The sequence below is a fragment of the Elusimicrobiota bacterium genome, from assembly GCA_016706425.1.
In the GTDB taxonomy this organism is placed as follows: Bacteria; Elusimicrobiota; Elusimicrobia; order FEN-1173; family FEN-1173; genus JADJJR01.
Genome location: JADJJR010000001.1, coordinates 876,022 through 887,731, shown reverse-complemented (window position 1 = coordinate 887,731; position 11,710 = coordinate 876,022). Strand labels below are relative to the sequence as shown.

General features: G+C 63.9%; 14 protein-coding genes and 1 riboswitch. All 14 genes read right to left on the bottom strand.

The features are described from left to right. Positions 1–11 precede the first annotated feature (11 nt). The gene (locus IPI56_03705; protein ID MBK7544846.1) at positions 12–1,310 is read right to left on the bottom strand and encodes a cytochrome c; all 1,299 of its coding nucleotides are present in this window, start codon (positions 1,308–1,310) and stop codon (positions 12–14) included. Next, positions 1,307–3,079 carry a cytochrome bc complex cytochrome b subunit gene (locus IPI56_03700; GenBank protein MBK7544845.1) on the bottom strand — a complete coding sequence of 591 codons (1,773 nt, stop codon included), beginning with the start codon at positions 3,077–3,079 and terminating at the stop codon, positions 1,307–1,309. Before IPI56_03700 ends, IPI56_03705 begins: the two co-directional genes overlap by 4 nt. Continuing rightward, positions 3,079–3,594, bottom strand: a complete 516-nt coding sequence (locus IPI56_03695) for a Rieske 2Fe-2S domain-containing protein (GenBank protein ID MBK7544844.1) — start codon at positions 3,592–3,594, stop codon at positions 3,079–3,081. The genes IPI56_03700 and IPI56_03695 overlap by 1 nt, the downstream gene beginning before the upstream one ends. Before the next feature lie 57 nt (positions 3,595–3,651). After that, complete coding sequence (locus IPI56_03690; protein ID MBK7544843.1) at positions 3,652–4,017, bottom strand: response regulator; 366 nt, start codon at positions 4,015–4,017, stop codon at positions 3,652–3,654. A gap of 1 nt (position 4,018) precedes the next feature. Then, on the bottom strand, positions 4,019–4,618 hold the full coding sequence (locus tag IPI56_03685; protein ID MBK7544842.1) for an HNH endonuclease: 600 nt from the start codon (positions 4,616–4,618) through the stop codon (positions 4,019–4,021). A gap of 67 nt (positions 4,619–4,685) precedes the next feature. Beyond that, positions 4,686–4,925, bottom strand: a complete 240-nt coding sequence (locus tag IPI56_03680; protein ID MBK7544841.1) for an NIL domain-containing protein — start codon at positions 4,923–4,925, stop codon at positions 4,686–4,688. Next, positions 4,922–5,326: a MoaD/ThiS family protein gene (locus tag IPI56_03675; protein ID MBK7544840.1), complete on the bottom strand. Its 405-nt coding sequence runs from the start codon at positions 5,324–5,326 to the stop codon at positions 4,922–4,924. The genes IPI56_03680 and IPI56_03675 overlap by 4 nt, the downstream gene beginning before the upstream one ends. Positions 5,327–5,342: 16 nt before the next feature. Next, on the bottom strand, positions 5,343–6,587 hold the full coding sequence (locus IPI56_03670) for a threonine synthase (GenBank protein MBK7544839.1): 1,245 nt from the start codon (positions 6,585–6,587) through the stop codon (positions 5,343–5,345). A gap of 55 nt (positions 6,588–6,642) precedes the next feature. Further along, positions 6,643–6,746: riboswitch (SAM riboswitch) on the bottom strand. 46 nt (positions 6,747–6,792) lie between these two features. Next, complete coding sequence (locus IPI56_03665; protein ID MBK7544838.1) at positions 6,793–7,239, bottom strand: PilZ domain-containing protein; 447 nt, start codon at positions 7,237–7,239, stop codon at positions 6,793–6,795. Between the two features lie 180 nt (positions 7,240–7,419). Further along, positions 7,420–8,046 (bottom strand): OmpA family protein, encoded by a 627-nt coding sequence (locus IPI56_03660; GenBank protein ID MBK7544837.1) that lies wholly within the window; start codon positions 8,044–8,046, stop codon positions 7,420–7,422. 25 nt (positions 8,047–8,071) lie between these two features. Beyond that, positions 8,072–9,544: an Asp-tRNA(Asn)/Glu-tRNA(Gln) amidotransferase subunit GatB gene (gene gatB / locus IPI56_03655; protein MBK7544836.1), complete on the bottom strand. Its 1,473-nt coding sequence runs from the start codon at positions 9,542–9,544 to the stop codon at positions 8,072–8,074. Further along, on the bottom strand, positions 9,541–9,951 hold the full coding sequence (locus IPI56_03650; protein MBK7544835.1) for an NUDIX domain-containing protein: 411 nt from the start codon (positions 9,949–9,951) through the stop codon (positions 9,541–9,543). The genes gatB and IPI56_03650 overlap by 4 nt, the downstream gene beginning before the upstream one ends. Beyond that, positions 9,948–11,414: an Asp-tRNA(Asn)/Glu-tRNA(Gln) amidotransferase subunit GatA gene (gene gatA / locus IPI56_03645; protein MBK7544834.1), complete on the bottom strand. Its 1,467-nt coding sequence runs from the start codon at positions 11,412–11,414 to the stop codon at positions 9,948–9,950. Before gatA ends, IPI56_03650 begins: the two co-directional genes overlap by 4 nt. Further along, a complete protein-coding gene (gene gatC / locus IPI56_03640) occupies positions 11,411–11,698 on the bottom strand; it encodes an Asp-tRNA(Asn)/Glu-tRNA(Gln) amidotransferase subunit GatC (GenBank protein MBK7544833.1) in 288 nt (95 codons plus the stop codon). The genes gatA and gatC overlap by 4 nt, the downstream gene beginning before the upstream one ends. Positions 11,699–11,710 lie beyond the last annotated feature (12 nt).

Sequence of the window (11,710 nt, the reverse complement as noted above, 5' to 3'; positions counted from 1 at the left end):
TCTTATTAAGCTTACCAGTCCTCGTCTTTTTCCGCAATGCTGAACAGATAGGTCAACAGGTCGTCCATCTCCTGGCCTTTGATCTTTTCCTTCCACCCCGGCATGTACAGGGAGGGGGTCGGGCCCTTGGGATCTTTTTTGTCCACGGGCGACACGCCTTTCTCGATTTTCTCCTGGAGCTCGTGACGGGTGTAGGTGCCGACGACCTTCACCAAATTGGGTTCCGTGTCGTTGACGTAGTTGAAATTGCGGATCCCCCCGGTCCCGTCGGGGGCGTGGCAGCCGCCGCAGCCGTATTTCACGTACACCGCGCGGCCGCGCTCGATGGCGTTGCGGAACACCGGCGCGGGGCGGGGGCTCGCCGGGGCCAGGAATTCGGCCGGGATGCGGTCCCCGCCGAGGGACAACACGTACGTCGTCAAGGCGTCGGCCTCTTCGGCGGACAGGCTGAAGAACGGCATGCCCGACGGGGGCACCGGCTCGTCGTTGTGCAGGCCTTCCGGGTCGCCGGGAACAAGGGTCCACGGGTCCTTCACGAAGTGCAGCCGAATCCAATTTTCCAGCGTCCGGTCCTCGTGGGGAAGGCCCGTGAAGCTGAAATCAATCCGGGAAAGGGGCTTGTCGGCGGTTTCCTCGGCCAAGTCCACGGAGATGGGGCCGCCCTGGCCGTGGATCTGGTGGCAGCCGATGCAGCCGATTTTCTGGAAAAGGGCCTCGCCCTTGCGCCAGTTGTCCGTGAAGGGCATGGCCGCGGCGTCCCACAGATTGCTGTGGCACTTCGCGCAGGAGGCTTCCAGCACCGCGCCCTTCCTCATCGGTTCTTCCCAATGCTTGACGGGGCCGTGGGCGGCCCGCGCCGTGGTCGCCAGGCCCTGGCCCTCGTGGCACACCGTGCAACCGAATTTATCCGCCGGGTGGGACGCGTGGATCGCGCTGGGCCGCGCCTTGTGCGGGGGGTCGTCGTAAACGGTGGTTTGCGTCGGGGCGATCCCCGTGTCGTAACCCAAGTGACAGGTGATGCATCGGTCGTAGCGGTCCAACGCGGGCACCATCAACTGACGCAATTTGATGCCCTGGCCGCGCAGCAGGGCGAGGTGCTTGTCCACGTGGGCGGCGTCGGGGGTGTTCTTTTTTTCCTCTTTCAGGCGCTTGAATTCCCGGGCGTAAAATTCCTTTTGAACCTCTTTCCATTCCCGGCGCTGGTCCTTCACCACGGCCGCCGCCAACAGCAGAACGAGGACGACGTTGCCGCCCACGAAGAGGTTGCGCAGGGTGAAATAGCGCGTGAGGAGCAATTCCTTGACGCTCATAGGTTCAAATTGATCGACGGCAAACTGAGAATGTACTTGATGTTAAAGCCCATCCGGGCGCCCATTTTAAGGATCACCCCCAGCATCATCAAAAGCAGGAGCATGGTGGTGACGTACTGCACGGGGCTCAAGGGCGACGCGCGCAGATATTTCTGGGGCAGAAGGAACCCGATGACCACGACGATGAACAACACCACCGCCACGTAGGCGATTTCCGTCGGGCCGAATTGGGGAATGTTTTTCCCGATGAAATCGTGATGACGGAGAAAAACGTGGCCGACCTTCGCCGCCACGCCCACGAAAAGGGAGGCGACCGCGGTCACCCACAACGCCCGTCGGAAAGACCACTCTTTCTTGATCAGCCGGGGCAAGGCCAGGCCGGCCCCGAAATAGGCGCCGATCAACCCGCCGGCGGCGGCCAGGGCCGCGGCGATGCCCAAGAAACCGGGAACGCGGACCCCCGGCGTTTTCTGGCTCGTGAAGAAGACGCCCGCCTTGTCCGTCAAGTCGACGAGAATGAGGCTCCAGGACGGCGGGGGAAGGGCTTTGTGAATCTCCCAGGACTCCCAGGGCCAGTACCAGCTCCAGTTCGGACCGCGCAACACGGTCCCGATGAAAATCAGGAGGAACCAGAGGGCGATGCCGAAGAGAAATACCGTGCTGGCGAAGGGCCGTTCCTTGATGGAGTAGTAACCGACGCCCCGCTTGGCGTCCGGATCGATGTAGGGAATGGCCATGAGGCCCATGGCGATCACCCCGGGCAGAACGACCCCGGCCAGCCACGGATCAAAATACACCAACAACTCTTGCAGGCCCAGGAAGTACCAGGGGGCCTTGGACGGGTTCGGGGTCACGCCCGGATTCGCCAGTTCTTCCAGGGGGGCGTTCTGAAGGATCGACCAGGCGATCAAGAACACCAGCATCAACACCGCGCCGATGTATTCGCGAACAACCAAATTGGGCCAGACTTCCATCTTCTTCTCGGGCGCGTCCCCGGGGAGCGGCGCCGCGGAGAAACCGTCTTTGCGAATCCGCCAGAAGTGGACGATCATGAGCACGCCGGCCACGAACGGGACAGCCACGCAGTGCAGAACGTAAAAGCGAATGAGCGTGTTGGCGCCCACGGACGTGCCGCCCAAGAGCGCGAAGCGGGCGTCGTTGGCGTTGGTCACGCCCAGCAAATTGGAGAAGGGGCCCTCGGCCCCCGCAAAGGGGGTCGCGCTCGCCATGTTGGTGCCGACGGTGACGGCCCAGAGGGCGAGCTGGTCCCAGGGCAACAGGTACCCGGTGAACGAGAGGAAGAGCGTCACCACCAAAAGAACGACCCCGATTCCCCAGTTGAATTCGCGCGGGGTTTTGTAGGCCCCCGTCAGGAACACGCGGACCATGTGCAGGATCACCAACAGCACCATGGTGTGGGCGCTCCAGCGGTGCAAATTGCGGAGGAAAACGCCGAGGGACACGGCGAATTCCAGGTCTTTGATGTCCCGGTAGGCCAATTCGACGGAGGGCCGGTAATAAAACATCAAAAGGAGACCGGTGAGGGTGAGGATCATGAAGAGGCCGAAGGAGAGCCCGCCCAGACCCCAGGTGTAAGTGAAACGCACCGCGCGCTGGCGAATGCGCGCCGGGTGCAGGTGCAGCCAGACGTTGCCCAGAATGTGCTGGGCGCGGTCGCGGGAGGTGTCTTTCCAGGTGCCGCCCCGGAACATGGAGCGCCAGATCTGGCTGTTGATGAGTTTGTCTTTGGCTTCTTGGAGGGAGAGCATCAGACGACCAGGTGGAAGGCGCCCTTTTCACGGAACCCGGGGCGGTTTTCCATTTGGGATTTATCGATCACGAGATCGCCGTCGGGGGTCACATCCACCGCGCAGCGCCACAGGGGCTTGGGCGCGGGGCCCGCGACCACGTCGCCGTCGACATTAAAATTAGAGCCGTGACAGGGGCAGCGGAACCGCGATTCCGCGGGGAACCAGTTCGGGGTGCACCCCAGGTGGGTGCAGCGGGACCAAAGGGCGTAAACGCCTTTTTCGTCCCGGACGACCCACACCCGTTCTTTTTTGTTGATCGTGACGCCCAGGGGCAGGTCGAGGGCTTTCCCCATTTTGAACCGTTGCGAGGGTTCGTAGAGGACGTTCGGGAGCATGAAGCGCGCGCTGGCGCCCAGACTGCCCGCCACAAAGGCGCCGAAAGCCGCCCAGGCCCCGGCCAGCAAGCCGCGGCGGGTCAGCTCCGGGTTTAAAAGAGGGGCGCTGTCTTTGGGTTCGTTCGTGGGTTCGGACATGGCTGTATTTACGATCGCGAAGGGCGAAGCTTACAAGTTCCTCAAGACGCCTGTCAATCAAGAAACCCCGGCGAGGGTGGTTTCGACGGTGTCCTTGAGTTGGTGGAAGGTGAAGGGTTTGGGCAGGTAGGCCTGGATGGACCGTCCGATGTGATCGCGGACCCGCCACTCCTCGCACACGGTGCACAGGATGATGGGGCGGTGGGGCCAACGGTGCTTCATGGCGATGGCGGTTTCGACGCCGTTCATCCCGGGCATGCGCAGGTCCATGATCACCAAGTCCACGGGGCGGATCTCCAGGAGCGTCAAAGCCTCTTCGCCCGAGGCCGCCACCATGGCGCTGTGGCCCTGGGCCGCCAACGCCTCCGCCATCACCTCCCGGATGGAGGGGTCGTCTTCGACGATCAGGACCGTGCCGCTCATGTCAGCGCTCCAACTCGCTGTGCCAGTAGGCGTTGTCCACGAACCGCTGCCAGGACTGGCGCACTTTGAAATTGGATTTAAAGACGAGGGACGCCGGCCCTTTCCAGCGGGGGCGCGTGGGCTGAATCAGCAACCGCATGCCCGCTTCCGCCGGGGTCCGATTGGCCTTTTTGAGGTTGCAGGGGATGCAGGAGGTGACGATGTTTTCCCAGGTGGTCGACCCTTCGCGGCTGCGCGGAACCACGTGATCGAGGTTCAAATTTTCGGTGGAGAATTTCTCCCCGCAGTAACAACAACGATGCCCGTAATGGTCGTAGATGTTGCGGCGGGTGAATTTGACTTGACTCTGGGGCAACCGGTCGAAAACGCGCAAAGCGATCACTTCGGGGATCGCCAAGGAAAACCGCTGCGTGCGGATGACGCCGGTGGGGTGTTCGGCGCGGGAGGCGGAGAGGGCGCGCCAATCGTCGAAGGTGTAGGTGCGGTACTCCGCGTCGACCACCTGGGCGTGGTCGAGGTAAAGCAGTGTCAACGCCCGCTTGAGCGAGGTGACATGGATGGCGTAGAAACGCCGGTTAAGGACCAGAACGTCCGAACTCACGACTCCTCCCCCCCTGGGCGATCGTGCGGCAACGGCAAATTGGGGCCCGGGACGGCGGCGAAAGCGGTCAACCCTCCAGCGTGTCGTGGGTCACGGATTCCACTTTGACCCCCTGGCTTTTGAGCCACGCGGTGGCGGCGTCGAGGAGGGCGGCGTCGCCTTCCAGCTCCAGCACGCTCTCCCCCGCGGTTTCGGTGATCTTCGCGCGACGGACGTTGAACACGATGTCAAATTTTTTGGACAGCTCCCAGGTGAGGGGCTTTTGCACGAGATCCTTGGGAAAAATGAGGTGAACCCGACGTTTCATCGGCCCCCCGTCCTCCGCGCGGCGCTCCGATGACAGGGCGCGGCCCCTGTTGAGAGGGCCGAAACCCCGCCCGTCATCCGCGCGGCGCTCCGATGACAGGGCGCGGCCCCTGTTGAGAGGGCCGAAACCCCGCCCGCAATCGCCGGGACGATGCTGACCTCGGCGCCGGCGGCCACGGTGGTCTTGGCGCCGTCCTTGAAGCGGATGTCCTCGCCGTTGACGAAGACGTTGATGAACCGGCGGATTTGGCCGGTTTCGTCGCAGAGTCGTTCTTTCAGGCCGGGGAACCCCTTGTCCAGGTTGGCGATGATTTCGCCGACGGTCGCGCCCTCCACGTCGACCACGGCTTGGTCTTTGGTCAAACGGCGCAGCGGGGCGGGGATGCGAACTTTGGCGGCCATCGAAAGTCTCCTTGGGTCAAACGGGGGGCCGCGCGAGGCGTTCGTAGAGCCCGCGGAATTCCGCGAGGTGCGGCGCGATCTCGTGCACGGGCGCCACGCGCCCGGCGACGGCCTCCATCGTTTTGAAACCGTTGCCCGTGATGTAAGCCACCACGAGCTCGTCGGTGGAGATCCTACCACTCGCCGCGAGCTTTTTCAACACGGCCACGGTCACGCCGCCGGCCGTTTCGGTGAAAAGGCCCTCCGTGCGGGCCAAAAGACGGATGCCCTCGACGATTTCGTCGTCGGTGGCGGTGTCGGTGGCGCCGTGGGTGTCCATCACGATGCGGGAGGCGTAGGGCCCGTCCGCGGGGTTCCCGATGGCCAGGGATTTGGCGATCGTGCGGGGGCGGACCGGACGAACGACGTCGGTTTTTTCACGAATGGCCGTGGCCACGGGGGCGCAGCCCTCGGCCTGGGCGACGGACATGCGCGTCTTGTGCTTGGGAATGAGCCCCAACATTTCGAACTCTTTCAAGCCTTTGTGGATCTTGGTCAACAGGGACCCCGACGCGGCGGGCACGACGCAGTGGTCGGGGGCCCGCCAGTTGAGTTGTTCGGCGGTCTCAAACCCGAGGGTTTTGGACCCCTCCGAATAGTAGGGGCGGAGGTTCACGTTGACGAAGGCCCACTTGTGCGTGTCGGCCACTTCGGCGCAGAGGCGGTTGACTTCGTCGTAGTTGCCGCGCACGCCCACAATCACGGGATCGTAAACCCCCGCGCCGACGATCTTGCCCGCCTCCAAATCGGCCGGCATGAAGACGAAAGTCTTGAACCCCGCCGACGCCCCGTAGGCCGCCACCGCGCCCGCCAGGTTGCCCGTGGAGGCGCAGGCCACCGTGTCGAAACCCAACTCCCGCGCGCGCGAAAGGGCGACGCTCACCACCCGGTCTTTAAAAGAATAGGTGGGGTTCACGGAATCGTTTTTTATAAAGAGGTTGTTGAGGCCCAGGGCGCGGCCGAGGTTTTTGGCGTGGAAGAGCGGCGTCATGCCCTCGTGGATCGAGACGACGTTGTCGGTGTCCACCGGAAGCAGGTCCCAGTACCGCCACAGGGTGTGGGGGCCGGACTCGATTTTGGCCCGGGTCAGGGACCGCTTGATGAAATCGTAATTGTAATCGACCTCCAAAGGCCCGAAACAAAACTCGCAGACGTGGATGGCCTTGGCGGGGTAGAGTTCCCCGCATTCCTTGCATTTCAAGCCTTTGATTTTCGTCGACATCGTGGGTTCTCCAAAATAAAAAACCCCCAAGCAGAGCCCGGGGGTGCGCGCGTTTCTCTTATCGTGCCCGATTCGGGCCGGCGTTGGCACCGGCGGGGGGTCGCCCCGCGGTTGCCGTGGGTTCGTCGGGCTCTGTCCCTCCCCCACTCTGGATAAGAAGGTCCATCCTACAACACCCGCCGACGACCGTCAAGATTGGCTCACCTCACATCGATATTTTGATGGGTTTGCGGCAGAGCTCCCAGTAGGCGCAGTCCCGTCGGCAGGCGTCTTTGATGCCGGCGGAAATATTGGCTTCGCAGACTTTGTAATTGTGGGCCACGCGGGCGATGGCCTGGACGACGCCCGGGGACGGTTTGAGGAAGCGAATTCCCACGTGGGTCCCGGCGGGATCCTTTTCGGCCCAAACAACCTTCCCGCGCAGGCGAACCCCCTTCAGGGGGCCGGGGAGATCGAGAAGGATCCAGAACTGCTTTCGCCGCCGGACCTTATCGTAAAAAAGAACCCCCAACCCCTCCGTGGAAATATTCACCAACTCCCCTTCCAGGGGCGGTCGGTTCCGGCGGATCAGGCCGATGGGATAAAAAGTGGCCAAGCGGCCGTGTTCAATGCGCAGAGGAACGCGATAGGCTTTGCGGCGATCGACTTCCATGGACCCCTCCGGACGGCGAAATATTCTTCGTGGTGTGGGATGAATGAGTGCGCTGGTTTCTTCCACGAAGCGGAGGGACCCCCCAACCCTACCCCGGGAAGACCCGAATGTCCAGGGGAAATACAAAGGCCGCCCCCCGATCCAGGGGGCGGCCTTGTCAAAAATATTGAACAACAACAGTTATTTAACTTTCGACGGGTCCGCGCTGATTTGCAATTCCACCCGGCGGTTCTTGCTCCGCCCCTCTTCGGTGGTGTTGGGGGCCACGGGGGTCGCTTCGCCCATGCCCACGGCTTCCACGGCCGCGGCGGGCACGCCGCGCCCGACCATGGACAACCGGACCGCCTGGGCCCGTTGCAACGACAGGTTTTGATTGTAGGCGTCGCTGCCGCGATCGTCCGTGAAACCGACCACGATGATTTTGTTCTCCGGGTATTGCTTGAGGATATCGGAGATTTGGTTCACGCTGTCGGCCGCCACCGGCTTGAGGTCCGCCTTGGCGGTGTCGAACAACAGGTTGTTTTTCAGGGTGGTGACGATCCCGCTTTCCGTCCGGCGGGTCTCGGCGATCTTGGCCAACTCCTGCGCCTGTTTGTCCAGTCGATTGCCGATGGTGCCGCCCAAAAGGCCGCCCAACACACCACCGAGCAACGCGCCTTTGTCGCGGTTCCCCGACTGGTGACCGATGATCGCCCCCACGGTGGCCCCGGCCGCGGCGCCCGCGCCCGCCCCGATGGCGGTGCGTTTGCCCGGCGTGGCGCACCCGGCGACCAACAAGAGAGACAACAACCCAGCGATTTTTTTCATAGGAATACCCTCCGTTATGAACGAACTAAATTTGCGGAACCGCCAACTTTTCTTGCAACAGGCGTTGGACGGCCTGGGGGTTGGCCCGGCCGCCCGATTTTTTCATCACTTGGCCCACCAGGGCCCCGACGGCGCTGGCCTTGCCGCCCCGCACGTCGGCGACGATCTTCGCGTTGGCCGCGATCACCTCGTCCACCCAGCCGGCGATCGCCCCGGGGTCGTCCACCTGCACGAGCCCTTTCGCCTTGACGATGGCCTCCGGGTCCCCGCCTTCGGTGAACATCGTGTCGAAAACGGTCTTGGCGGCCTTGCTGTTCAAGGTGCCGTTTTGAACCAAGCGCACCAGGGCCCCCACCTGTTCCGGAGAAACGGGCGATTCCTCGATGGTTTTCTTCAGGCCATTGAGCCGGCCCAGGAGCTCCGTCGTCAACCAGTTGGTCAAGGGCTTGGCCGCGTCTTTCCGTTCGGCGGGCGCCAAGCGCCCCAGGGCGGTTTCAAAATAATCGGACAGGGCCTTCTCCCCCGTCAACACCCCGGCGTCATAGGACGACAGCCCCAGTTCCGACTGGTAGCGGGCGCGGCGGGCCTCCGGCAACTCCGGCAGGGCGCGCCGCTGCTCCTCGATGAAGGCGTCCGTCAGTTCCAGGGGCACCAGGTCCGGGTCGGGGAAGTAACGGTAATCGTGGGCCTCCTCTTTGGAGCGCATGGAGCGGGTGCTGGCCGTGTCCTGGTCCCAGAGGCGGGTTTCCTGGACGACCCGCCCGCCGGAGGAGACGAGCTCGATTTGGCGGGCGATCTCGTGGGCGATGGCGTCGCGCACGCTTTTGATGGAATTCATGTTTTTCACTTCGGCCTTGGTGCCCAGGGCCGTCGCGCCCACCGGGCGGATGGACACGTTGGCGTCGCACCGCAGGGAGCCCTTTTCCATGTCGCAGTCCGACACGCCGACGTAACGCAACAGCGTGCGCAGGGTGTCGAGGTAGACCCCCGCCTCCTCCGGCGAGCGCAGGTCCGGCTCCGAGACGACTTCCATCAAGGGCACGCCCGTGCGGTTCAAATCGACGAGCGAATAGTCCAGGGCGCGGCTGCCCACGGCGTGGAGGAGCTTGCCCGCGTCCTCCTCCAGGTGAATGCGGTGGATGCGGATCCGACGGGCGGGCGCCCCGCCCGTGGCGATGTCGAGCCCGCCGTTGATGGCCAGCGGGAGGTCGTACTGGGAAATTTGATAGTTCTTGGGCAGGTCGGGGTAGAAATATTGCTTGCGGGCGAAAGTCGAGCGCCGGTTGATGGCGCAACCCACCGCCAGGGCCGCGCGCACCAGGCCCTCGACCGCGCGGCGGTTCAACACGGGCAGGACGCCCGGGTACCCGCAGCACACCGGGCAAATTTGGCTGTTGGGGTCGGCCCCAAAGGGGGTGGGGCAGGAGCAAAAAATCTTGCTCTCCGTCTTGATCTGGACGTGGACCTCCAGGCCGATGACCGCTTCAAACGTCGTCATTTTTCTCCCTTTAACATCTTCAAAATGTCGCGGTCCGAGGGGTACGTCACCCGGCGCGCGACCTCGGCCATGTCGCACCAGGCTGTCTCCAAGACTTCCTCGGCGTCCGGGGTCCCGTCATGAGCCTCCGGCGCCATGCGAAACCAATGCACCACCTTGTCCACCGGTTCTCCGCCCCGCTTAAACCGATAGCGCACGTCGAGCAAGGGCGACACCACCCGGCACCGCCAGCCCGTCTCTTCCCACACCTCGCGCCGGGCCGCGTCCTCGGGCGATTCGCCGGTTTCCAGATGGCCCTTGGGAAAGGTCCACAGTTCGCGGCCCTCCAAATTGCGCACCCGGATCATCAAAAAACCGTTGGGGCCTTCCACCACCCCGCCCGCCGACACCTCGCGCCGCGGGGTCAAACAGCCAAGGGCGGCGTGCGCACCCAGGCCGTGGCCTTCTCGTAGGCCGCGGCGGCCGCCAGCAGGGTTTCTTCGTCAAAGGGTTTGCCCAACAACTGCAGGCCCACGGGCAAATTCTCCGCCGTGAACCCGCAGGGCAAAGACAGGCCGGGCACCCCGGCCAGGTTGCAGGAAATGGTGAACACGTCCGACAGATACATTTGCAGCGGATCGTTGGATTTCTCCCCCGCCTTAAAAGCCGCCGTGGGGCTCGTGGGGGTGGCGATGATGTCCACGGACTCGAACGCCTTGTCGAAATCCCGCTTGATCAACGTGCGGACCTTTTGCGCCTTTAAATAGTACGCGTCGTAGTAACCGGAGGAGAGAGCGTAGGTGCCCAGGAGGATCCGCCGCTTGACCTCGGGCCCGAACCCCTCGTCCCGGGACAACTCGTACTGCTGGAGCAGGTTCTCCGCCCGGGGGGAACGGTGGCCGTAACGGACCCCGTCGAAGCGCGCCAAGTTGGCGCTCGCCTCGGAGGGGGCCAGAATGTAATAGACCGACAACCCGGCGTCGGTGTGGGGCAGGGAGATTTCAACCACCTGGGCTCCGAGGGATTCGAGCGTTTTGACCGCTTCCCGAACGGCCTTTTCCACAGCGGGGTCCATGCCGTCGATGAAATACTCCCGGGGCAACCCCACCCGCAGGCCCTTGACGCCCCGGGCGAGCGCTTTCGAAAAATCCGGCACGGGCACCGGGGCGGAGGTGGAATCCTTGGGGTCGGGACCGGCGATCACCCCCAAAACGAGCGCCGCGTCGGCCACGTCCGTTGAAAAAGGGCCGATTTGGTCGAGGGAGGAGGCGAAGGCCACAAGCCCGAAGCGCGACACCCGCCCGTAGGTGGGCTTGAGTCCCACGACGCCGCAGAGGGCCGCCGGCTGGCGGATCGACCCGCCGGTGTCGGACCCCAGGGAGACGGGGGCCAGGCGCGCCGCCACGGCCGCGGCGCTGCCTCCCGAGGACCCACCGGGCACCCGGGACGGATCCCAGGGATTCCGGGTGGTGAAGTAGGCCGAGTTTTCCGTTGAAGACCCCATGGCGAACTCGTCCAAATTGGTTTTCCCGAGGAACACGGCCCCCGCGGCGCGCAGTTTTTCGATCACGGTGGCGTCGTAGTTGGCGGTGAAATTTTCGAGGATTTTGGAGGCGCAGGTCGTGCGGGTCCCGGTCACGCACAGATTGTCTTTGATGGCCACGGGCACGCCCGCCAGGGGGCCCGGGTCTTCGCCCCGGGCGATGCGGTCGTCCACCCCGCGCGCCTGGGCCAACGCGGCCTCCTCCGTCAAGCACAGGAACACTTTGAATTTCGGGTCGAGGGCCTTGGCCCGGTCGAGGAAGGCGCGGGCGACGTTCACGGCCTTCAATTCCCGGGCCCGCACGCGGCGGGCGATCTCGCGGGCGGTGAGCCCGTGCACGGCGCTCATTCGATGACCTTTTTCACCTTAAAGTACACGTCTTCGCGGTCGGGGGCGTTGGCCAAAATGGATTCGGGGTTAGCGAAGGCCGCGGCCTTGTCCTCCCGCCAGACGTTGGCCAGGGGCACCACGTGGCTGGTGGGCGGAACGTCCGTGACGTCGTACTTGGCCAGCGCCTGGATGTGCTCCAAGATGCGCCCCAGCTGGCCGAGGGCGTTGGCCCGTTCGGCGGGCGTCAGGGCCAAACGCGCCAGGCGCGCCACGTGATTCACGTCTTTTTCGGTCAGGCTCATGGGAGGAGGGAT

Excerpts from the sequence above, each read along its gene's own strand:
- IPI56_03700 (MBK7544845.1), bottom strand. The coding sequence starts at position 3,079 with ATGCTCTCCCTCCAAGAAGCCAAAGACAAACTCATCAACAGCCAGATC.
- IPI56_03695 (MBK7544844.1), bottom strand. The coding sequence starts at position 3,594 with ATGTCCGAACCCACGAACGAACCCAAAGACAGCGCCCCTCTTTTAAAC.
- IPI56_03690 (MBK7544843.1), bottom strand. The coding sequence starts at position 4,017 with ATGAGCGGCACGGTCCTGATCGTCGAAGACGACCCCTCCATCCGGGAG.
- gatA (MBK7544834.1), bottom strand. The coding sequence starts at position 11,414 with ATGAGCGCCGTGCACGGGCTCACCGCCCGCGAGATCGCCCGCCGCGTG.
- IPI56_03705 (MBK7544846.1), bottom strand. The coding sequence starts at position 1,310 with ATGAGCGTCAAGGAATTGCTCCTCACGCGCTATTTCACCCTGCGCAAC.
- IPI56_03670 (MBK7544839.1), bottom strand. The coding sequence starts at position 6,587 with ATGTCGACGAAAATCAAAGGCTTGAAATGCAAGGAATGCGGGGAACTC.
- gatB (MBK7544836.1), bottom strand. The coding sequence starts at position 9,544 with ATGACGACGTTTGAAGCGGTCATCGGCCTGGAGGTCCACGTCCAGATC.
- IPI56_03675 (MBK7544840.1), bottom strand. The coding sequence starts at position 5,326 with ATGGCCGCCAAAGTTCGCATCCCCGCCCCGCTGCGCCGTTTGACCAAA.
- IPI56_03660 (MBK7544837.1), bottom strand. The coding sequence starts at position 8,046 with ATGAAAAAAATCGCTGGGTTGTTGTCTCTCTTGTTGGTCGCCGGGTGC.
- gatC (MBK7544833.1), bottom strand. The coding sequence starts at position 11,698 with ATGAGCCTGACCGAAAAAGACGTGAATCACGTGGCGCGCCTGGCGCGT.
- IPI56_03665 (MBK7544838.1), bottom strand. The coding sequence starts at position 7,239 with ATGGAAGTCGATCGCCGCAAAGCCTATCGCGTTCCTCTGCGCATTGAA.
- IPI56_03680 (MBK7544841.1), bottom strand. The coding sequence starts at position 4,925 with ATGAAACGTCGGGTTCACCTCATTTTTCCCAAGGATCTCGTGCAAAAG.